The sequence below is a fragment of the Dyella sp. genome (assembly GCF_035508675.1).
In the GTDB taxonomy this organism is placed as follows: domain Bacteria; phylum Pseudomonadota; class Gammaproteobacteria; order Xanthomonadales; family Rhodanobacteraceae; genus Dyella_B.
Genome location: NZ_DATJMN010000306.1, coordinates 14,263 through 35,877 on the forward strand (window position 1 = coordinate 14,263; position 21,615 = coordinate 35,877).

General features: G+C 63.6%; 22 protein-coding genes and 1 tRNA gene. 18 read left to right on the forward strand and 5 right to left on the reverse strand.

The features are described from left to right. Positions 1-132 precede the first annotated feature (132 nt). The 5 genes from VMA74_RS16295 (at position 133) to VMA74_RS16315 (ending at position 3,581) form a co-directional block, all read left to right on the forward strand. Positions 133-873 (forward strand): flagellar motor protein, encoded by a 741-nt coding sequence (locus VMA74_RS16295; protein WP_325368835.1) that lies wholly within the window; start codon positions 133-135, stop codon positions 871-873. Further along, entirely contained in the window at positions 870-1,937 is a 1,068-nt protein-coding gene (gene motD, locus VMA74_RS16300; RefSeq protein ID WP_325368837.1) for a flagellar motor protein MotD, read from the forward strand. Before VMA74_RS16295 ends, motD begins: the two co-directional genes overlap by 4 nt. Positions 1,938-1,940: 3 nt before the next feature. Continuing rightward, on the forward strand, positions 1,941-2,417 hold the full coding sequence (locus VMA74_RS16305) for a chemotaxis protein CheW (RefSeq protein ID WP_325368839.1): 477 nt from the start codon (positions 1,941-1,943) through the stop codon (positions 2,415-2,417). A gap of 99 nt (positions 2,418-2,516) precedes the next feature. Further along, positions 2,517-2,981, forward strand: coding sequence for a mobile mystery protein A (locus tag VMA74_RS16310; protein WP_325368841.1), 465 nt, complete (start codon positions 2,517-2,519; stop codon positions 2,979-2,981). A gap of 6 nt (positions 2,982-2,987) precedes the next feature. Then, positions 2,988-3,581 carry a mobile mystery protein B gene (locus tag VMA74_RS16315; protein WP_325368843.1) on the forward strand — a complete coding sequence of 198 codons (594 nt, stop codon included), beginning with the start codon at positions 2,988-2,990 and terminating at the stop codon, positions 3,579-3,581. Between the two features lie 51 nt (positions 3,582-3,632). Here VMA74_RS16315 and VMA74_RS16320 read toward each other — a convergent pair whose 3' ends face one another. Beyond that, positions 3,633-3,905 (reverse strand): flagellar biosynthesis protein, encoded by a 273-nt coding sequence (locus tag VMA74_RS16320; RefSeq protein ID WP_325368845.1) that lies wholly within the window; start codon positions 3,903-3,905, stop codon positions 3,633-3,635. Then, positions 3,902-5,032, reverse strand: a complete 1,131-nt coding sequence (locus VMA74_RS16325) for a flagellar hook-length control protein FliK (RefSeq protein ID WP_325368847.1) — start codon at positions 5,030-5,032, stop codon at positions 3,902-3,904. The genes VMA74_RS16320 and VMA74_RS16325 overlap by 4 nt, the downstream gene beginning before the upstream one ends. Before the next feature lie 196 nt (positions 5,033-5,228). Here VMA74_RS16325 and VMA74_RS16330 point away from each other — a divergent pair, with 196 nt between their 5' ends. The 11 genes from VMA74_RS16330 (at position 5,229) to VMA74_RS16380 (ending at position 16,825) form a co-directional block, all read left to right on the forward strand. Beyond that, positions 5,229-5,531 (forward strand): STAS domain-containing protein, encoded by a 303-nt coding sequence (locus VMA74_RS16330; protein ID WP_325368849.1) that lies wholly within the window; start codon positions 5,229-5,231, stop codon positions 5,529-5,531. Between the two features lie 14 nt (positions 5,532-5,545). Beyond that, positions 5,546-5,908 (forward strand): response regulator, encoded by a 363-nt coding sequence (locus VMA74_RS16335; RefSeq protein ID WP_188793618.1) that lies wholly within the window; start codon positions 5,546-5,548, stop codon positions 5,906-5,908. Between the two features lie 117 nt (positions 5,909-6,025). Then, positions 6,026-8,008, forward strand: coding sequence for a chemotaxis protein CheA (locus VMA74_RS16340; protein WP_325368855.1), 1,983 nt, complete (start codon positions 6,026-6,028; stop codon positions 8,006-8,008). Between the two features lie 223 nt (positions 8,009-8,231). Beyond that, entirely contained in the window at positions 8,232-9,878 is a 1,647-nt protein-coding gene (locus tag VMA74_RS16345; protein ID WP_325368857.1) for a methyl-accepting chemotaxis protein, read from the forward strand. A gap of 365 nt (positions 9,879-10,243) precedes the next feature. Next, positions 10,244-10,729 carry a chemotaxis protein CheW gene (locus VMA74_RS16350; protein ID WP_325368859.1) on the forward strand — a complete coding sequence of 162 codons (486 nt, stop codon included), beginning with the start codon at positions 10,244-10,246 and terminating at the stop codon, positions 10,727-10,729. 13 nt (positions 10,730-10,742) lie between these two features. Continuing rightward, complete coding sequence (locus VMA74_RS16355) at positions 10,743-12,467, forward strand: methyl-accepting chemotaxis protein (protein WP_325368861.1); 1,725 nt, start codon at positions 10,743-10,745, stop codon at positions 12,465-12,467. A 171-nt stretch (positions 12,468-12,638) separates the two neighbouring features. Then, positions 12,639-13,517, forward strand: a complete 879-nt coding sequence (locus VMA74_RS16360; protein WP_325368863.1) for a protein-glutamate O-methyltransferase — start codon at positions 12,639-12,641, stop codon at positions 13,515-13,517. Beyond that, complete coding sequence (gene cheD, locus VMA74_RS16365) at positions 13,514-14,170, forward strand: chemoreceptor glutamine deamidase CheD (protein ID WP_325368865.1); 657 nt, start codon at positions 13,514-13,516, stop codon at positions 14,168-14,170. Before VMA74_RS16360 ends, cheD begins: the two co-directional genes overlap by 4 nt. 38 nt (positions 14,171-14,208) lie before the next feature. Further along, positions 14,209-15,306, forward strand: coding sequence for a chemotaxis response regulator protein-glutamate methylesterase (locus VMA74_RS16370; protein ID WP_325368867.1), 1,098 nt, complete (start codon positions 14,209-14,211; stop codon positions 15,304-15,306). A 16-nt stretch (positions 15,307-15,322) separates the two neighbouring features. Further along, the gene (locus VMA74_RS16375; RefSeq protein WP_325368869.1) at positions 15,323-16,507 is read left to right on the forward strand and encodes a methyl-accepting chemotaxis protein; all 1,185 of its coding nucleotides are present in this window, start codon (positions 15,323-15,325) and stop codon (positions 16,505-16,507) included. A 12-nt stretch (positions 16,508-16,519) separates the two neighbouring features. After that, positions 16,520-16,825: an STAS domain-containing protein gene (locus tag VMA74_RS16380; protein ID WP_325368871.1), complete on the forward strand. Its 306-nt coding sequence runs from the start codon at positions 16,520-16,522 to the stop codon at positions 16,823-16,825. A 495-nt stretch (positions 16,826-17,320) separates the two neighbouring features. Here the strand turns inward: VMA74_RS16380 and VMA74_RS16385 are convergent, their stop codons facing one another. From VMA74_RS16385 to VMA74_RS16395, 3 genes are all read right to left on the reverse strand, one after another. Next, positions 17,321-17,683, reverse strand: a complete 363-nt coding sequence (locus VMA74_RS16385; RefSeq protein WP_325368873.1) for a hypothetical protein — start codon at positions 17,681-17,683, stop codon at positions 17,321-17,323. 189 nt (positions 17,684-17,872) lie between these two features. Beyond that, positions 17,873-18,232 (reverse strand): hypothetical protein, encoded by a 360-nt coding sequence (locus VMA74_RS16390; protein ID WP_325368875.1) that lies wholly within the window; start codon positions 18,230-18,232, stop codon positions 17,873-17,875. Positions 18,233-18,402: 170 nt separating this feature from the next. Further along, positions 18,403-19,041 (reverse strand): outer membrane protein, encoded by a 639-nt coding sequence (locus VMA74_RS16395; protein ID WP_325368877.1) that lies wholly within the window; start codon positions 19,039-19,041, stop codon positions 18,403-18,405. A 311-nt stretch (positions 19,042-19,352) separates the two neighbouring features. Here VMA74_RS16395 and VMA74_RS16400 point away from each other — a divergent pair, with 311 nt between their 5' ends. Together VMA74_RS16400 and VMA74_RS16405 are read left to right on the forward strand one after the other, a co-directional pair. Further along, positions 19,353-21,260, forward strand: a complete 1,908-nt coding sequence (locus tag VMA74_RS16400) for a M61 family metallopeptidase (RefSeq protein ID WP_414649625.1) — start codon at positions 19,353-19,355, stop codon at positions 21,258-21,260. 177 nt (positions 21,261-21,437) lie between these two features. Further along, positions 21,438-21,514, forward strand: a tRNA-Arg gene (locus tag VMA74_RS16405). Positions 21,515-21,615: the final 101 nt, after the last annotated feature.

Consider the following 21,615-nt stretch of genomic DNA (forward strand, 5'->3'; position numbering starts at 1 on the left):
GAACACATTCAACGACACCTCACGCTCGTCATCCCGGCGAAAGCAGGGACCCAGCGACTTTTCTGGAACAACGACACTGGGCCCCGGCGTGCGCCGGGGTGACGAGCAAAGCATCGATCGCGGGATACGGACATGGACGTCGTAAGCATCGCCGGCACCATCCTCGCCTTCGTCGTGCTGATCGTCGGCGCGATCCTCAAGGGCACCGATGTTTCCGCACTGTGGAATCCGGCGGCCTTCGTGATCGTGTTCATCGGCACCATCTCTGCCTTGCTGCTGCATACGCAGGGCAAGGTGCTCAAGCGCGCAGCAGGCATGCTGCGGATGGTGTACCAGCCGCCGGAGCTGCGTCCTTCCGACCTGATCAGCCGCGTGATCGGCTGGAGCGAAATCTCGCGTCGCCAGGGCTTGCTGGGCCTGGAGCCGCACATCGATGCGGAAGACGATCCGCTGGTAAAGAAGGGCTTGCAGCTGCTGGTCGACGGCAGCGAGCCGGAAGCCATCCGCACCACGCTGGAATTGGAAGTAGCTACGCGCGAACACGCGGATCTGCAGGCCGCCAAGGTATTCGAACAAGGCGGCGTGTATTCGCCGACCATGGGCATCATCGGTGCCGTGCTGGGACTGATGGCGGTGATGCGCGATCTCACCGATCCGGCCAAACTCGGTCATGGCATCGCCGCGGCCTTCGTCGCCACCATCTACGGCATCAGCCTGGCCAATCTGCTGCTGCTGCCGATCGGCGCGCGGCTGAAGGCGCTGATCAACAAGCAGACGCAAGTCCGTGAAATCCTGATCGAAGGCTTGATCTCGATTGCCGAAGGCGACAACCCGCGGCAGATCGAGAGCAAACTGCAGGGCTATCTCGTATGAGACGCCGGCACAAGCACGAAGAGCACGCCAACCACGAAGCCTGGGTGATTCCCTACGCGGATCTGCTTACGCTGCTGCTGGCGTTGTTCGTGGTGCTGTATGCGATGTCTAGCGTCAACACCACCAAGTATCGTGCGCTGGCACAGGCGATCTCGGCCGCATTCAATGGCTCCCGCGCGGTGATCCAGCCGCTGACGCCGAATGCGCCGCAGTCGAGCATGCCGGTGCCGACCAACAAGCCGGCCCCGATTCCGCGCACGCCGCTCGCCCAGATCCTGCTGCCGGTACTGACGCAGCACATCGCCACGCCCAATACGTCGCAGGGCACGCCGTCGGATCAGAACAAGACCAAGCTCAGCGAGGAGCAGCAGAATCTCGAGCGCATCCGCAACGAGGTGGAGCATGCGCTGCAGCCGCTGATCGACAAGAAGCTGGTGGTGGTGCGGCGTACGCCGAACTGGCTGGAAATCGAGATTCGCACGGACATTCTGTTTCCGAGTGGTGTCGCCACCTTGTCGCCTTCGGCGACGCAGGTCCTGACCAGCCTCGGCGACATCCTGGCGCCGTTCGGCAATCCCCTGCGGGTGGAAGGCTATACCGACGACGTGCCGATCGACACCGCCGTCTATCCTTCCAACTGGGAGCTTTCCGCCGCACGCGCAGCCAGCGTGGCGCGCCTGTTCGCCGAACACGGGGTCGATCCGGAACGGCTCGGCATCGTCGGCTGGGGCCAGTACCGTCCCGCCGCGGACAACGATAGTGAAGATGGCCGCAACCGGAACCGCCGCGTGCTGGTGGTGGTGCTGAGCGACAAGGCGGCGCCACGCCGCTTCTACACCAACAGCGACCAGATCAATCAGGCTGCCGATGCAAGCGGCGACCAGGCTGCGTCACCCGCTCCGGCCGTGGCCGCGCAACCGGCTGCTGCCGTGCAGACGGCGCCGCTCGTCGTCACGCCGCCACCTACCTTGCCCGCGCCGCAAGTCATCACGCCGATCGCATCGCTGATCACCACGCCCGCAGCGTCGCCGCCGCACGCGGCCACACCCGACAACAAGGGATAACGCATGAGCCTCGTTCCCGATCTCGCAGCGATTGCCCGCGAACCCTGGCTGTCCTTCCAACTGGATGGCCAGCATTACGCGGTACTGCTCAGCCGCGTCAGCGAAGTCATCCGCGACAACACTCCCACGCCGGTCCCCGGCGCCGCCAGCGACCTGCTCGGCATTTGCCATTTGCGCGGCAACATCGTGCCGGTGATGGACGGACGCCGCCGGCTGGGCTTGAACGCGACAACGGCGGTTGATCCGGCGGCCACGCGTATCGTCGTGTGTACGCATGAGTCCCATCGCGTGGGTGTGCGTGTCGATGCGGTCGGCGAGTTGCTGCAGCCCAAGCCGGAAGCGATCGAATCGCCGCCGATGCGCTCCGGCCGCGTGGACGATCCGGTGCAGGCGGTGATGGGCTGGCAAGGCGGGTTCGTGGCGTTGCTGGATGTGGCGAAGCTTTGCCGGCTGGATCGTGGTGCGAAGGAAGCGGCCTGACCTGCGCGGGAAGCATTCAATAGGCTATAGCCTATATAAATTTGGACAAATCATAGCTCATAGCCTATAGTTCTGAGTCACTGTCATAGGTTAAAGGCTATGAAAACTACTGCCTCAGCGGCCCTCAAGGCCAGGAAAAACCTGGACATCCGGCTTGCGGATGGGCGAATCCTCAGCCAGAAACTGGCACGTCCCAACCAGGGGTGGATTCGTGCGATCCGCCAAGCGCTGGGCATGACAGCGGAGCAGCTGGGTCATCGCATGGGAGTCACCCAAGCCACGCTGAGTGGGCTGGAGGCGTCGGAGATCAGCGGCTCGATACGGCTGGCGACGTTGCGCAAGGCGGCCGAAGCCATGCATTGCACACTGGTCTACGCGTTTGTGCCCAGCACATCGTTGGAGAACATCATGCAGGACCAGGCCAGGAAGGTCGCCAACGAACAGCTCAAGCCGGTTGAGCACACCATGTTGCTGGAGAACCAATCGCTGCAGGGAGGCGTGCGTGAGGAGTTCTTGCAGAACTACATCGACAACGAGATCGACTTTCGCAAGCTGTGGCGGTAAGCGCCCATGGTCGATCTTTTTGATGCGGACGATGGGCAGACCGAGCTAAGTGCGGAAGAACGAAAAGGTCTTAAACCCGCATACATTACCTATCGTTCCGAGCTGAACCGCGAAGAGCAAGAGAACATCCTGAAGGCGGAAAAGTGGTTGTTCGCGCGACGCCTCGGCCCGCTGAGCTTTGCGGATCAGGATTTCATTTGCCAGGTCCACGAGCGGATGTATGGAGACGTCTGGGATTGGGCCGGCGAGTATCGCCAGAGCGATCGCAACATTGGCGTCGACTACTATCGCATCCACCTGGAAATGCGAACGTTCGTGGATGACGTTCGTTATTGGCTTGAGCATGGCACCTATGCGGCCGATGAGCTTGCCGTGCGATTCCATCATCGCCTGGTATGGATACATCCCTTCCCAAATGGCAACGGTCGGTTGTCGCGCCTGATGGCCGATCGCCTGGCGGTAAGCTTGGGCGAATCTCGGTTTACCTGGGGCAGAACGCATTTGCTCAGGGCGGGCGACGTGCGGGCTCGATATGTGGACGCGCTACGAAAGGCCGACAGGCATGATCTTGCAGCACTGCTCGCTTTCGCGCGATCGTGACGCATGCTTGCAAGCGCGAGAAATGCGTTAAGCCATGGGCTCTAATCCACCTTACGCTTTGCGCGAAACCTCATAGATGCTTGCAAGCACCGCCGCCGCCGCCGCATACAGCAACGGCGGCACATCCGCACTCATCCGCAGCGATACCAGCAAAGCCGCGATCTGCGGGTCATGATGCAGCGGCAGGCCCAGTGCACTCGCATGCTTGAGCAGGTTCTCCACGTCATGTGCCTGCGCGCCGGACAATGCCGAATGCGATTCGCCGCCACCGGGAAGACGCAGCACCACCTTGCGTTGCGGGGCGGGTAACGAAGGCGCGCTCATACGGTCGCCTTCAGGAACACGGCGCTCATGCCGCTGCCGGCCTGCGGCAGGCCGAACTGGCAGCTCAGTTGATCCAGGAACAGGCCGGTGGCGTTGAGACGCTGGCGGATGTCTTCGAACTGCGCTTCCAGCAGGTCCACCGTATCGCGATGTTGCGCCCATAGCCGCACAGCCAGGCGCAGGCCGCGCAGATGCAATTCGCCCACGATCGGACCGAGCGAGGGCAGATCCAGCGAAAAGCCCATGCTCCAACCCTGTTCGGCGTCCGGCTCGTGCTTCAGCGACAACTGCAGCACGTCGGCGCCGTCCTCGGTCTGGACAGGGATCTCCACGATCCAGTGATTCGGATTGGCCTGCAGCTGCGCCACTTCCAGTCGCGCCAGGGCGGCCTGCACGTCGGTGTACAGACGCGGCAGCAGTTCGGTGGCATCGGTGGTGCTGGCCAGTTCCAGCGGCAAGGGCACGCGGGCTTGCGGAACCACGCCGCGATACAGCAGCGGCGGGTCCACCTCGCTGCCGCTGCTTTCGCCGAGCATGGACTGCCCTTTCAGGATGGCGACCAGGCGCAGCAAGGCGCCTTTCATGTCGTCATGCGCGGTAGTGGCATCGTTGGCCGGCGCCTGGGCGAGCTGCGCTTCGAGAAACAGGCCGCTGCGATTCACCGCCTGGCGCAAGCCGTCGGTCGTGGCAAGCTCGCGCGGTGTGCTCATGCTGTGTTCGAGCAAGGCCAGGGCAGAGCGTACGTAGGGCGGCAATTGCTTGGCCATGGACCATTGCGACAGCGCGCCAACGGTGGCGAGCAGCGGTGCGTAGCCGTTTTGTTGCGGCAACCGTTCGCGCAGCGCCTGATGAACCGTGCTGTCGGGGTATGCATCGGCGCCAAGAATTTCCAATTGCGGCTGCGCACCCACGCTGAGCACGCGCACCTGGAACTGCGGCGGCAGCTTGGTGCCCGGCGCTTCGGCCTCGACGGTCAGCGCACCGATCTGCAGCACCAGCAGCCCTTGTTCGTTGACACCAAGGGGGCGCGCGGACAACACGTTGCCAATGCGCCAGCCCTCAGAGCTGGCGCCGGCGGCAGCACCGAGCCAGGTCAGTGCGGCAACGCTGGTTGGCTGGATGATCACGCTTGGCTCCTTGGCCAGCGACGCGCCGATGGGCACATTGTTCGCGAACCTTTGGGACGGGTATCGGCTTGCTGGGAGGAAACTTTAGGGGTGTCTTGAAACCCCGCCTTTCTCCGGATGGCTACATGACCATCTAAAGCTGTTCGGCTTTTCGCCGATAAATCTCGTAACAGACCAACCCAGCGAGGCGACCACCATGGGCGGCAAAAGCAAACACGAGGCGCGAGTGAGCATGCCTGCCGACTGCCGTATCGCCGAGGTCGGCGCACTGCACACGCAACTGCGCAATGCCCTGGAATCCTCGCAGATCGTCCTGGACGGCACCACGGTGGATCGCGTCGATACGGCCGCGCTGCAACTATTGGTGGTGTTCCAGCGCGAGGCAAAAAAGCGCGAGCGCCAGCTGCAATGGGCGGGGGCAAGCGCACCGTTGCATGACGCGGCGAGCCAGCTGGGGCTGGTGGAAGCATTGGCATTGCCGGCGAAGAAGCCGGCCTGAACTCGAGGTGGAAGATGGCGAAGATTCTTGCGGTGGACGATTCGGCGTCGATGCGCGGCATGGTGGCATTCACGCTGCGCAGCGCTGGTTATGACGTGAGCGAGGCGGAGAATGGGCAGATGGCGCTGGATACGGCGGCATCCTCCAAGTTCGACCTGGTGCTGGCCGACGTGAACATGCCGGTGATGGATGGCATCAGCATGGTGCGCGAACTGCGCACGCGTGCTGAATACAAAGGCGTGCCGATCCTGATGCTGACCACCGAATCCAATACGGACAAGAAGATGGAAGGCAAGGCGGCCGGCGCAACGGGCTGGCTGGTGAAGCCGTTCGACCCGGAGCAGCTGCTGGCCACGGTGAAACGCGTGCTTGGTTGAAAGTAGGTTGGGGTGAGCGCATGCGAACCCCAACATCGCCATGCTCGTACACATCCATGTTGGGGTTCGCGTGCGCTCACCCCAACCTACGCAGGTCCATAGAGAGTTGAGCTTCCCATGAGCATCAGCATCGCCCAATTCCATCAAGCCTTCTTCGAGGAAAGCCTCGAAGGCCTCGATGCCATGGAGGCGGCATTGCTGGCGCTCGACGAGGGCGGCGACGCGGAGCTGGTGCATAGCATTTTCCGCGCGGCGCATTCGATCAAGGGCGGCTCGGCCACCTTCGGTTTTCCGGACATGGCGGCGCTGACGCACGAAGCCGAATCGCTGCTCGACCAGGTGCGCGATGGCCGTCGCGCCATCGACAAGCCCATCATCGAACTGATGCTGCGCACCGTGGACTGCTTGCGTAGCATGTTCGACCGTGCGCAGGGCGGCAAGCCGCTGGCTGACGCAGACAGCGAACACCTCAAGCAGCAGCTTGCTGCGGCAGCCGGCAACCATGTGCCCGCGACCGCGGACAAGGCTGCCGCAAAACCTGCCGCTTCCAGTGGCTGGATCATTCAATTCCGTCCCCACGCCGGCATGTTGGCCGGCGGCAACGACCCGTTGCGTCTGTTGCGTGAACTGGCTGCGCTCGGTCAGCTGGTCGTCGAGGCACAGTTGGATCGTGTGCCCACGCTGGACGCGCTCGACCCTTCCGAATGCCACCTAGGCTGGCGCATCGAACTGACCGGCGCGGTCAGCCAGGATGCGATCAAGACGGTGTTCGAGTGGGTCGAAGACGAATGCGATCTCCTCATCGAGCCGCTCGTTGCCGCCGCGCCGCCGCCTGCACCCGCGGTCGAGGCGGTGGCCGCACCGGCCGCGGGTGCAGGCGGTGCGACAGGGACAACACGTACCGCGGCGGCCAGCAGCAACGATGCCGGCTCCGTGCGCGTGGCGATCGACAAGATCGACGGCTTGATCGACCTGGTCGGCGAGCTGGTGATCACGCAGGCGATGCTCGACCAGTTCCGCGAAGAGTTCGATCCGTCGCGCCTGGCGATGCTGCAACACGGCCTGGCGCAACTGGCGCGGCACACGCGCACGCTGCAGGAAAGCGTGATGGGCATCCGCATGCTGCCGATCGGCTCGGTGTTCAACCGCTTCCCGCGCCTGGTGCGCGATCTCAGCCAGAAGCTGGGCAAGCAGGTGAAGCTGGACCTGGTCGGCGAACACACCGAACTGGACAAGACGGTGTTGGAAAAAATCGGCGATCCGCTGGTGCACCTGGTGCGCAACGCGATCGACCATGGCCTGGAAACACCGGACAAGCGCCGTGCCGCCGGCAAGGGCGACATGGGTACGTTGCGCCTGGAAGCGTTCCATCGCGGCGGTTCGATCGTGGTGGAAATCTCCGATGACGGCGCCGGCCTCAATCGCGACGCCATCATCGCCAAGGCCGTGCAGAAGGGTTTGATCAATAGCGGCGACACGTTGAGTGATGAAGCCGTCGGCGAGCTTATTTTCCAGCCGGGCTTCTCCACCGCGACGGTCACTACCGATCTGTCCGGGCGCGGCGTGGGCATGGACGTGGTTCGCCGCAACGTGGTGGACCTGGGCGGCAACGTAGGCATCAAGAGCCGCGCGGGGCAGGGCACCACGTTCACCATCGCCTTGCCGCTGACGCTGGCGATCATCGACGGCTTGAGCGCAGCCGTGGGCGGCGAGTGCTACATCGTGCCGCTGGTGTCGATCGTGGAATCGGTGCAATTGCGTGCCGACGCCGTGCGCAGCGTGACCGGCGGCGGCGAGCTGTTCCGCTTCCGCGGCGAATACCTGCCGATCGTGCGCCTGCACCAGCAGTTCGGTTGCGCCGATGCGCGGCAGCAGATCGAAGACGGCCTGGTGATTGTGGTCGAAGCGGACGGCACGCAGATCGGCCTGTTCGTCGACGAACTGGTCGGCCAGCAACAAGCGGTAGTGAAATCCCTGGAAGCCAATTACCGACGTGTGGACGGTATTTCCGGCGCGACCATCCTGGCCGACGGTTCGGTGGCCTTGATCGTCGACGTGGCCGGATTGATCCGCCTGCAGTCGCGACGCAAGGCGGCGTAGGTTGGGGTGAGGCGACAGCCGAACCCCAACATGAGATGCACATGGCGGCGTTGGGGTTTGGCTGTCGCCTCACCCCAACCTACGCGCTGACGAAAAAACGTTGCGGAGTTTGGGGAGGGACTCCGCATCGTCATCGGTTGCACGCAGAGAAGGCTGCGCAACCGGGCATGGAGTGCGGTGGGGCGTTTGGCCCCGTCCTCCCATGTCATCGAAGGTTGCCGTTATGAAGTCCCCATTGAAAATGCTCGAACGCCTCAGCCTGTCGGCGCGGGTATGGCTGGTTATCGCCGTGGCCGTGGCCGGGTTGCTTGCGCTCACCGTGATGTCGTCCCTGGACGGTCGCACCATGCTGATGCAGGCACGGGAACGCGCGTTGAGCGATGAAGTGGCTACCGCCACGTCGCTGATCGACAGCTACCGCCAGCGTGCGGCGAAAGGCGAGTTCAACGACGCGGACGCGCAGCGGCAGGCGATGCAGGCGCTGTCCGCGCTGCGCTGGAACAACGGCACTGGCTACGTGTACGTGTTCGATTCGAATCTGGTCATGCACATGCATCCGATCATGCCCGGGCGGGATGGCAAGAGCATTCGCGATGACCACGATTCCACCGGCAAATACCTGTATCGCGACATGCTGGCCGCCGATCAGCAAGATGGCCATGGCCTCACCGAATACATGTGGCCGATGCCCGGCGCCAAAGGCGACCAGCACAAGATTACCTATACCGCGTATTACAAGCCGTGGGATCTGCATGTCGCGGCCGGCGCGTATTTCGTCGACATCAACGCGCAGTTCCGGCAGATGCTGATGCGCCGGCTGCTGCGCGCCGGCATCGTCGCGTTGCTGGTGATGCTGGTGGTGGGCGAATCCATGCGCAGCATCCGCCGCAGCATCGGTGGCGAACCGAGCGTGGCGCTGGCCATTGCCTCGCGCATTGCCGATGGCGACCTGCGCCAGGACGAGGCAACGGCCGCCGTGCCTGGCAGCCTGCTCGATGCGCTGGAGCGCATGCGCGGCAAGCTGACCGAGGTGGTGGGGGAAGTGCAGCGCAGCGCGCAGACGGTGACGTCGGCCGCGCAGCAGATCGCTCGCGGCAACGACGACCTCAGCTATCGCACGCAGGAACAGGCTTCCAGCCTGGAAGAAACCGCCGCTTCGATGGAAGAAATGACCTCCACCGTAAAGCAGAGCGCGGACAACGCCCGGCACGCCAGCCAGCTTGCCATCGCCATGCGCGTGCAGGCCGAGCGCGGCGGCGAGGTTGCCGTCCGCGCCAGCATGGCCATGCAGGGTATCCAGCAGGCCAGTGCGCAGATCGCCGACATCGTCGGCCTGATCGACGAAATTGCCTTCCAGACCAATCTGCTGGCGCTGAATGCGGCGGTGGAGGCAGCGCATGCCGGCGAGCAGGGCCGGGGCTTTGCAGTGGTTGCCGATGAAGTGCGCAACCTGGCGCAGCGCAGCGCCCGCGCCGCCAGGGAGATCAAGACCCTGATCGGCGACAGCGAAGAGAAGGTGCAGGCCGGCGCGCAGCTGGTGGACGAATCCGGCCAGGCGCTCGCGGGGATCACGACCAGCGTGAAGAAGGTGGTCGACATCGTGGACGAGATGGCCGCGGCCAGCCAGGAGCAATCCGGCGGCATCGAACAGGTGAACCGGGCCGTGATGCAGATGGACCAGGCCACCCAGCAGAACGCCGCGCTGGTCGAAGAGGCGGCCGCGGCGGCGCGTGCCATGCAGGAGCAGGCGGATCGGTTGAATGCGCAGATGGGGTATTTCCGGGTGCATGGGGTGGTGCATGCCGGGGGGAAAGTAGCCGCGCGCAAGCCAAGTCTGGCCACTGGCGCTCTGGTGGCGATAGGTGACTAGGCTTGAGCCGCTCCCTCCCCCGCTTGCAGGGTGGGTTGGGGTGGGGTGCGAGCGAAGCGAGCGGCAGGGCTCAGAGATCGGCTAAGACGCAAATATTTCGGTATCCATTCCTGCAACCCAAAGTTACCCGGCGGCATCCGGTCGCGCGCTAAAGCACAAGCAACCCCACCCTAGCCCTCCCCTGCAAGCAGGGGAGGGAACCGCATCCCGCGAAACGGGAGCGCAACGCCAACCAGGCGCTCGGGAGAGGGGCTTCTCATGGCCGATTCCAGCACCCCCTCCACCTCAAGTTTTCCCCGCAACCGCCGATTCCTCCTACGAACGGGGAGCAGCAACTGGACCTGCTCCCATCCACGAGGCGAACCATGTCTGATCAAGCCCAATACCTCACCGTCAACCTTGCGCACGAGGAATACGGTATCGACATCCTGGCCGTGCGTGAGATTCGCGGCTGGACTCCCGTCACGCGCATTCCGCAGTCGCCGCACTACGTGCTTGGCGTGCTCAACCTGCGTGGCGCGATCGTGCCGGTGATCGATCTGCGCCTGCGCTTCGGCCTCACGCGCGAGGAATACAACGCCACCACCGTCACCGTGATCATCACCGTGGCCGGCCGCCAGTTCGGTGTCGTGGTGGATGCCGTCTCCGACGTGCTCGATGTCGCCGACGATGCGCTTCGCCCGGTGCCGGACATGGGCACCACCGTGGATACCGAATATCTGAAAGGACTGACCTCGGTCGGCGACCGCATGGTGTTGCTGCTCGACGCAGACAAACTGCTGCAACCGCAGGATGCCCAGATGCTCGATGCCGCGCTCGATGCGGCTGCTGATGTGAAAGCCGTCGCCTGAAGGACAACACCCCATGAAATTGCGTTTCCCGACATTCAAATCCAAATCGCTCACGGTACGCGCGCGGCTGATCATGCTGGTCGGCCTGCTCGGCGTCATGTTGCTGGCCGGCGCGGCTATCGGGCTCTACTCGATGTCACAGCAGAACGCCGGCACGCAACGTATCTACGAAGCCGGCATGGTGCCCAGCCAGTACCTGGACCAGGTACGCAGTGACTCGCTCAAGTCGTTCCTCACGCTCAGCGAAGCGGCCTCGCTGGTCGGCAAAGCCGATCAGGTGAAGCAGAAGATGGCGGAATTCCAGCGCTATCAGACCGAGACAACGGCTTACGAAGGGCGCTTTGCCAAGCAACAGACCAGCCCGGCGGTCGCCGCGGCGGCCAAGGACTGGCATTCCACCGACAAGGATTACAGCCAGGCCCAGCAGGATGTGCTCGATGCCATCAAGCAGTCCGACAATGGCGCTTCCGACCTGGTGGAAATGGAACTGCGTCCGCTGATGATGCAGCGCCAGGACGCGCTGGCCAAGCTTGTAAAAGTGCAGAGCGACGAAGCCGGCCAGATCTACGCCGACCAGGTCAAGAGCTATCAGCGCATCCGCATGATTACGCTGATTGCGCTGGCTGCCGGCCTGCTGTTCGCGATACTGCGGTCCACGCTGTTGATCCGTTCGATCTCGCATGCGCTGAGCTACGCGATGAAGGTCGCCAACGAAATCGCGGGCGGCAAGCTGGGCCATGCCATCGAAGTAAAGGGTACGGATGAACTGGCGCAATTGCTCACCGCGCTGCGCACGATGGATCAGCGCCTGGTGGATATCGTTGCCGAAGTGCGCAACGGCTCCGATGCGGTGAGCACGGCCGCGCAGCAGATCGCGCGCGGCAACGACGACCTGAGCCAGCGCACGCAGGAACAGGCCTCCAGCCTGGAAGAAACCGCCTCGTCGATGGAGGAAATGACCTCTACCGTGAAGCAGAACGCCGAAAACGCCAGCCACGCCAACCAGCTTGCGCGCGGTGCGCGCGAACAGGCCGAGCGCGGCGGTGAAGTGGTGGCGCAGGCGGTCACTGCGATGCGCGAGATCAACAGCTCCAGCCGCAAGATTTCCGACATCGTCAGCCTGATCGACGAAATCGCCTTCCAGACCAACCTGCTTGCGCTGAACGCCGCGGTGGAAGCGGCGCGCGCCGGCGAACAGGGCCGCGGCTTTGCGGTGGTGGCGACGGAAGTGCGCAACCTCGCGCAGCGCAGCGCCGGTGCGGCGAAGGAAATCAAGCTGCTGATCAACGACAGCGCCGACAAGGTGCGCACAGGGTCGGAACTGGTCGATCAATCCGGCAAGGCGTTGGCCGACATCGTCGACAGCGTCAAGAAGGTCACCGACATCGTGGCCGAGATCGCCGCGGCCAGCCAGGAACAATCGGCCGGCATCGACCAGGTCAACAACGCCGTGTCGCAGATGGACGAGATGACGCAGCAGAACGCCGCGCTGGTGGAAGAAGCTTCCGCTGCCGCACGCGCCATGCACGAACAGGCCGGCGAGCTGTCGCGGCAAGTGGGCTTCTTCCGCCTCGGCGAGGAGGCTGCGGCCGCGCCGGTCAAGCCGAAGGCAGCGGAGATCCTGGCTGAGACCGAAGCCGTGTTCGCCGCGGTGCGCCAGTCTGCGCCGCCGGCTGCTGCAGCGCGCCGCGCTCCGGTGCCGGCGACGACCGACAGCGATGTGTGGAAGGAATTTTGATGCGGCTCTTCCTCTGCACTGCGCAGAGGAAGGCGTAGTAGCAAGAGATTCCGTTAGCCGGTTGCCTGGGGACGCCGCCGGCCAGCGAAAGGAGTTACGCCGGCGCAACGAGAGCGCGTAAATCACTCACCTTCGAGCGGCCTCATCCGCTCGCACAATGAGACGAGGGTCATGAACACCGCAACCGCATCCGACTTCCATGCTGCGATGACGAGCGCGGGTGGCCCGTTGCTTGGCGATAGCGAGTTCGAGTTCCTGCGCGATTTCGTCTACAAGCATTGCGGCATCTCGCTCAGCGAACAGAAGCGCCAGCTCGTGCAAGGCCGCCTGCTGCGCCGCCTGCGCGCATTGGGGTTGAAGGATTTCGGCGGTTATTGCGACGTGCTGCGCCAGGACCCGGACGGTGAACTGGGCGAACTGGCCAGTGCGATCAGCACCAATGTCACCTCGTTCTTCCGCGAGATGCATCATTACGACCTGCTGGTCGATGAACTGCTGCCACGCTGGCTGGCAGCGAAGAAAAGCGACGGCCGCCTGCGCATCTGGTCCGCCGGCTGCGCTACCGGGGAAGAGCCCTATGCGTTGGCGATGGTGCTGGCCGAAGCGCTGGAACGCACCGGCAGCAAGGTCGATGCGCGCATCCTCGCCACCGATCTTTCGCCGCAAGCCTTGGAACACGCGCGTGGCGGCATGTATGCGCTCGACCGCATGGGCGGCATCAGCGACGAGCGCCGCCGCCGCTGGTTCCTGCGTGGCGAGGGCCGCTATGAAGGCACCGCCTGCGTGCATCCGCGCCTGCGCGAGCTGGTCACCATCCAGCCGCTCAATCTGCTGCACGACTGGCCCATGCGCGGGCCGTTCGATGCGATTTTCTGCCGCAACGTAGTGATCTATTTCGACAAGCCGACCAAGCAGCGTTTGTTCGAGCGCTATGCCGGCTTGCTCGAGCCGGGCGGTTATCTGTTTCTGGGCCACTCCGAATCGATGTACGGCCTCAGCGATTCGTTTGAACTGGTCGGCCGTACCGTTTACCGGAAGCGTGCCCTATGACCGCCCCTGTTCGAGGCATTGCCGTTGCGCCCACTACCAGCGAGCCCGTGCTGCCCGGTTTCGAGCACATGCGCCGGTTCTGGGATCCCACGCACAGCTGCATGACGGTGAAAGTACTGCCCGGCGAGTACTACGTGAGCACGCAGGAGGAAATGATCTCCACTGTGCTTGGCTCGTGCGTTTCCGCCTGCGTGCGCGATGCCGAGCGCCGCATCGGCGGCATGAACCATTTCATGCTGCCCGAGCCGATGGGCGGCGAGCGTAACGACTGGTCGTTGGCAGTGGGCCGCGCCGCGCGCTATGGCAGCGACGCCATGGAGCAGCTCATCAATGCCGTGCTGAAAGCCGGTGGCCGGCGCGAAGCGCTCACCGTGAAGATCTTCGGTGGCGGCCGTGTGCTGGCGCAGATGACCGACGTCGGCCAGCGCAACATCAGCTTCGTCAAGCGCTATCTGGAAACCGAGCGGCTGCCGGTGGTGGCCGAGGACGTGGGCGATATCTACCCGCGCCAGCTGCAGTTTTTCCCGGTCAGCGGCAGGGTTCGCGTGAGGCAGCTGCGCAGCCAGCGCGACGCCGAACTGGCCGCCAACGAGCAGCGTTACCTCAAGCGTTTGGCGAACGATCCGATAAAGGGAGAGGTGGAGCTGTTTTAGGGCTCCCCTGCGTAGAGGCATTGAGTGAGAAGGCGGTAATGGAAAAAGTCCGTGTCCTGGTCATCGACGATTCCGCACTGGTGCGCAAGCTCCTGTCGGCCATGCTCGATTCCGATCCCGGTATCGAGGTCGTCGGCGTGGCCGCCGATCCGCTGATCGCGCGCGACAAGATCAAGCAGCTCAATCCCGACGTGCTCACGCTCGACGTGGAAATGCCGCGCATGGATGGGCTGACCTTTCTGGAAAACCTGATGCGCCTGCGGCCGATGCCGGTGGTGATGGTGTCGTCGCTGACCGAACGCGGTGCGGAAGTCACGCTACGGGCGCTGGAAATCGGCGCGGTGGATTTCTTCACCAAGCCGTCGAGCGACCTGGCCAACAGTTTTGCCGAGAGCGCGCAGGAAATCTGCGCGAAGGTGAAGCTGGCCGCGCGGACGCGTCCGCGCCCTTACACGCAGGTGCAGAAAATCGAGGTGCCGCCGCGCCTTTCCGCCGATGCGGTGTTGCCGCGTTCGCAATCGCCCGGCACGCGCGGCAGCATGCGCATCATCGCGGTGGGCGCTTCCACCGGCGGCACCGAGGCGATTCGCGTGCTGCTGGAATCGATGCCGCCGGATGCGCCGCCGATCGTCATCACGCAGCATATTCCCGCGGCTTTCAGCGGCCCGTTCGCCACACGCATGAACAACTGCTCGGCGATGCGCGTGTGCGAAGCACGTGACGGCCAGCCGATCCAGCCCGGCCACGCCTATATCGCGCCCGGCGGCGAACATCTGCTGGTGATGTGGGACGGCGCCAAGCATGTCTGCCGCCTGCATGACGGTCCACAAGTCAATCGCCACAAGCCCAGCGTGGACGTGCTGTTCCGTTCCACCGCCGCCAGCATCGGTGCCGCCGCCATCGGCGTGCTGCTGACCGGCATGGGCGACGACGGTGCGCGCGGCCTGCTGGAAATGCGCGAAAGCGGCGCACCCACCCTGGTGCAGGACGAAGCCAGCTCGGTGGTGTGGGGCATGCCCGGCGCGGCCTGGAAGCTCGGCGCTGCCGACGAAAAACTCCCGCTCGAAGACATCGCCGCACGCCTGCTGGTGCTGGCGCATCAACCTTTTGCCGGCGCACGACGCGCCGCATCCTGACGTATCGGAATTGCTTATGTCCGCCATTCTTCCCGCCTCCGCTCCACGCCCTCTCGTCGGTATCGGCGCCAGCCTGGCCGCCTTGCTGCTCTGCCTGATCTGGAATCCGGTGTGGATGGCGCCAATGCTGGTCACCGCCGTGTGCGCGGTGTGGATCTTCGAATGCCGGCGCCTGTCGGCGTCGGCCATCGTGGTGGAAGCCCCGCCGGCGCCCGACCCTGCCCCGGTGCGCGAAGCCCTGGAAGACGTGCGCGGCGCACTGGTCGACGAACTCGGTCACGCCTCGCGCGAACTGCACCAGGCGCTGGATCTGCTGCGCGATGCGGTATCTGAACTCGGCGGCGGCTTCGATGGCCTGTCGCAGAAGACCGGCCTGCAGCAGTCGCTGCTGAAGCAGATCATCGACGTGCAAAACGGCGGCGTGTCGGTGCAGGATTTCGCGACGCGCACCGGCGATCTGCTGGAGCACTTCGTCGGCCTGATCGTGCAGCTCTCGCGTGAAAGCCTGCGCATCGTCTATCGCATCGACGGCATGTCGAAGGAAATGGATGCGGTGTTCGCACTGTTGAAGAACGTCAACACGATTGCCGAAGAAACCAATCTGCTGGCGTTGAACGCCGCGATCGAAGCGGCGCGCGCGGGCGAGGCGGGCCGCGGCTTCGCCGTGGTGGCGGGGGAAATCCGCAACCTCGCCAGCCATTCCAACCAGTTCAACGAGCAGATCGGCAGCCACGTGGAACGCGCACGCATCGCGATGGAGCAGGTGCGCGACCTGGTCGGCGAACTGGCCTCGCAGGATTTGAACGTGGCGCTGTCGGCCAAGGGCGGCATCGACGCCATGATGGCGCACGTGACCGAAAGCGATGCACGCACCACCGCGGTTGCCGACAAGGTGGTCGAGATCAACCGCGGCCTGGGCACCGACGTATCCACCACCATCCGCTCGCTGCAGTTCGAAGACATCCTCAGCCAGTTGCTCAACCAGACGCGGACGCGCCTGGTGGAACTGCAGGGTGTTGCGGCCGAAACCACGCGCGACATCGAAACGCTGGCGTGCGAGTCGTTCGATGCGCAGGTGCTGCGCCAGCATTCCGAACGCGTGCGCGAGCGCCTGGCGCTGCAGCGCGAAAAGGCCCGCATCCGTTCGCGCGGTCCGGCCTTGCAGAACAGCATGGATGCCGGCGAAATCGAATTGTTCTAAGGAGCCAAGCTCATGAACCTGCACGTTCAACACGACACCGAGCAGGATTGCCTCACCCTGCAATTCAGCAACCGCTTCGACTTCAGCGTGCACCGCAGCTTCCACGAAGCCTGCCTGGGCGAGCACAAGCCGGTGCGCAGCTATGTGATCGATCTGGGCGAAGTGGAAAGCATGGACAGCTCCGCGCTGGGCATGCTGTTGCTGCTGCGCGAGCATGCCGGCGGCGATCGGGCGGAGATTCGCATCGTCAACGCCAGCAGCGCGTTGCGCGGCACCTTGCGGGTGGCGGGTTTTGACAAGTTGTTTACCTTGCACTGACCGCAATGGCGACAACTTAGGCGCGCATCTCGCGCTCTTCGGCATCGTCCCGTTCCTGCGAAGTAGAACCTGTTCTCAGGTGCTTTAATCGCTCTGAATACAAGGTCCGCGTCGATGCTATTCAGGGCGGGCCGTCATTCCGGCGTTCGCCCACTGCTGTCCGGGGAAAATTTTGCAGATTAGCGAAAGCATCGCAAAGACCAGGATTTCAGCACTCATGCTCGGTAAGTGACTCGAATTCAACGCAGCACTCTTTTTTTGCTTGACGTCATTCCCGCTTTCGCGGGAATGACGGCCGGGTGAAATGGAACCTTGCGCGAGCATCTTGTCGTCAGCAAGGCTTCCGAAAAATTTCCCCGGACAGCAGTGGGCGAACGCCGCAGTGACAATCCGCCGGAATCAATCGGCCTACGCGCGTTAATGCGAAAAAAAGCCGACGGTGTGGGCTAGCACCGCCGGCAGGTTCACACGCAATGTTTTGGCGGTTGCAGCGTCTTACCAGGCCTTCACGTCGACCACGGTGAGCGAGTAGCTCTGCATATCCGAGTCGTAATGCAGCAGGCGACCCATGTCGAAATCCACCGATTGCCCCGGACTGATGTTGGTGGTGCCGGCAGGCCAACCCATCTTGGTGGCGAGCACGTTGCCGGAGCCGTCTTTGGCATCCAGGCGAACTTGCGCGGCGGCAGGTGCGGAACAGTTGTTGACCAGCTTGCCCCTCACGCTGAGGCGGGTGGCAATGCCCGTACCAACCGCGGAGACTTTGACGTCCTGGATCGCGAAATCGGTGGCTGCGCAGGCGGCATGGGCCGCAATGGGAGCGACCAGCAGCAGGGTCGCGACGAGTACGGTTTTCATGAATCAGTCCTCGGGTCGGATCGCCAAGAGCACGGCTTGTAATCCCTATCGGCCTGAGTGATACGAAACTTTAGGGCGCACGCATGCCGCCGCCGCATCCACTGGATGCGCTGCCGGGTATGCATCAAAAAAAACCGACGGCAGATGCCGTCGGCGGATTCACAAGCGAGTTGTGAGGCTGGAAATGTCTTACCAGGACTTCACGTCGACCACGCTGAGCGAATAGCTCTGCATGTCCGACTGGTAATGCAGCAGGCGGCCCAGGTCGAATTCCACCGACTGTCCGGGGCTGACGTTGGTGGTGCCGGCGGGCCAGCCCACCCTGGAGGCGAGCACGTTGCCGGAGCCGTCCTTCGCATCCAGGCGAACCTGCGCGGCGGCAGCGGACGTGCAGTTGTTGACCAGCTTGCCCTTCACGCTCAGGCGAGTGGCGATGCCATTGCCGACGGCGGCAACTTTGACGTCCTGGATCGCGAAATCGGTGGCGGCACAGGCATGGGCGGCGATGGGGGCGACCAGCAGCAAGGTCGCGGCGAGTACGGTTTTCATGGATTGGTCCTCAGGGGGAAAAGGCGCGTGCGCTTCAAAAGGCGCAATCGGAAAGAGTTATCGGCGCGGGCCGCGCGAACTTTAGGGACAGCCGATCCCCGGGGATCCAAAAGAAAACCCCCGGCAAGCCGGGGGTTTCCGAACAGCTCGCACTTGCGTGCAGCGATCCATCAGAAGCGGTATTCCACCGAAGCGGAGTACGCTGCCACGTTCGTGCGGTTACGGCCCACGCCAACGTAGTTCGCGCTGGTGCTGTTGCCGGAGTTGATACGGTAGTCGTCGTAGTTCAGGCCGACGCTGACGTTCTTGGTCAGGTCGTAGCCAACGCCCAGGCCGGCAAACACGCCGTTGTTATAGGTCGTGTAGTCGCCACCGAGATTGCCGGAATAAGCGAACTTGGTCTGCGAGCGCAGGTAGCCGGCGTGCGCGGTCACGAACCAGTTCTGGTACACGTTGTACTTGGCGTTGACGCCGATGGTCACCGCACGGGCCTTCGCGGAGAGCGAGGCAAAGCCGTCGCCGATATCAGCCTTCGGGCGGCCGAGGTAGGCATAACCGATTTCCGGACCCACGATGCCGTTCCAGCGCCAGCCGAAGCGCACGTTCTGGAACACGCTGTTGTTGTGGTCGAGCAGGCTGGTGCGGGCCTGGGTCTGGCCGAGCTGGCCATCAACGAAGAAGTTGTCTTGCCAGTTAGGGTTGACGTTGGCGCCGTAGGTGGGGGTGCTGTCGTCCGCATGAGCGGCCTGGCTCAGCACAGGGGACAGGGCAAGCGCGGCCACGGCGGCCGAGAGGGCTAGCTTATTCATGGAGGGCTCCATCTCTTTGTTATGTGCCTTCGACGCGATGGGGAGGTCGCGACGAGGGGCCGTGCGGGGATACACGACGTAACAAGTTTGTAACGTAAGTCCTGAACAAAACTTCGCCGGACATTTTGCGGACCGCTTGATATTCAGCTTTGCTGTCCACGCTGCGTCATCCTTTTCGGCGTGCAATTCCATGCCCGGCAAGGCCTGCGCGTGACCTCTGGCAGGGGGGCAGCGCGTGTGCGCGTGGCTAGGATCGTGGCCTTGCGTCGCCTTCGCGTTCAGCTTGGCGGCATCGCATCAGGAGACCCCCTTTGAAACGTACCCCGCTTGCCGCCGCCATCTTCGCCACCGTGCTGGGATGCACCGCCCTTGTCGTTCATGCCGACGACGTGCCCGCGCCGCAGAACGTTCCTTACAGCGCCGGTGCGCTGAAGATCGACGTGGACGCCACCGACCTCGCCCATCGCATATTCCGCGTACATGAAACGATCCCGGTGGCGGCGGCAGGCAAGCTCACGCTGCTGTATCCGCAGTGGATACCGGGTAACCACTCGCCCACCGGCCCGATCGACAAGCTCGCCGGTCTGGTGGTGAAGGCCAACGGCAAGGTGCTGCCGTGGACGCGTGACGAGTACAACGTTTACGCGTTCAACGTCGACGTACCGCAGGGCGCCAGCAGCGTGGACGTGGATTTCCAGTTCCTCTCGCCGCAGGACACCCGCGAGGGCCGCGTGGTGATGACGCCGGAAATGCTCGACCTGCAGTGGAACACCGTCACGCTGTACCCGGCCGGCTATTACGCGCGCCAGATCCAGACCGAACCCAGCGTCACGCTGCCGGCCGGCTGGCAGTTCGGTTCGGCGCTGGAAGTGGCTGCGCAGGACGGCGGCACCGTGCACTTCAAGCCGATCAACTATGACGACCTGGTCGACTCGCCCATCTATGCCGGCAAGTACTTCAAGCGCGTCGATCTCGACCCAGGCGCAAGCACGCCGGTGCATATGGACCTGGTGGCGGACGATCCGAAATACCTGGCGATCACGCCCGACCAGCTCAAAGTCCATCGCGCGCTGGTGCAGCAGATGTACAAGCTGTACGGTGCGCATCATTACAACCATTACGACTTCCTGTTCTCGCTCAGCGACAAGATGAGCGGCAACGGCCTGGAACATCACCGCTCCAGCGAAGACGGCACGCCCACCGGCTACTTCACCGAATGGGACAAGAGCTGGGTGATGCGCGATCTGCTCTCGCACGAGTTCAACCACTCCTGGGACGGCAAATACCGCCGCGGCTTCGACCTGTCCACGCCGAACTACAACGTGCCGATGGGCGATTCGCTGCTATGGGTGTACGAAGGCCAGACGCAGTTCTGGGGCCAGGTGATGGCGGCGCGTTCCGGCCTGTGGAGCGACAAGCAATTTGAGGAAATGCTCGCCGCCGTTGCCGCCACCTACGACAAGGGCCGCCCCGGCCTGGCCAGCTGGCGCAACGTGCAGGACACCACCAACGATCCCACCATCGCCATGCGCCGCCCGCTGCCGTACCGCAACTATCAGGGTAGCGAGGATTACTACTCCGCCGGGCAGATGATCTGGCTGGACGTCGACGGCAAGCTGCGCGAACTCACCGGCAACAAGAAGACCATCGACGATTTCGCCAAAGCCTTCTTCGGTGTGAACCCGGGCGCGTGGGACGTCGACACCTACACCTTCGACGACGTGGTCAAGACCCTCAACGACATCGCACCGTACGACTGGAAAACCTACCTGCGCACGCGCCTCGACGGCCATGGCCCGCTGATCGGCGGCCTCGAGGCACACGGCTGGAAGCTGGTCTACAACGACAAGCCGTCCGATGCGATCAAGGCGGTGGAAGCCTTCCGCAAGAGCGCCGATTTCATGTACTCGCTGGGCCTCTCCCTGGGCAAGGAAGGTTCCATCAACGATGTACTCTGGGACAGCCCGGCCTTCAATGCCGGCATCTCGCCGGGCATGAACATCGTCGCCGTCAACGGCCGCAGCTACGACCCGGATGCGCTCAAGGATGCAGTGACCGCCGCGGCAAAGGACACCAGTCAGCCGATCGAACTGCTGGTGAAGAACTTCGATGAGTACAAGACCGTGCGCATCGACTACCACGGCGGCCTGAAGTATCCGCATCTGGAACGCGACACCAGCAAGCCGGACACCTTGAGCCAGCTGATCAAGGCCCGCTGATCCAGGCGCGCCCCAGCCTCTCTCCTGCGGCGACCGCCGCGGGAGAGATGGCTCGGGTAAGCCGCCGCGCCCGCGAAAAACGCGTCATGTGGGCGAGCCTGCGCCAACTCCGCTATACTCCCGCTTCGCCGCTGGCCCGCACCTCCCGGATTGCCCATCCAGCGCGCATCACACCACGCGCCCGTAGCTCAGCCGGATAGAGTAGTGGCTTCCGAAGCCATTGGTCGGGGGTTCGAATCCCTCCGGGCGCGCCAATTCTCTTGATGTGGCGGCGCTATGGGCAAATCACCATAAAGTGTCACTTTTGACGCTTTATGCCGCCTCGGGCTCTGACGCGATTTGCCGTTTTTTCGTT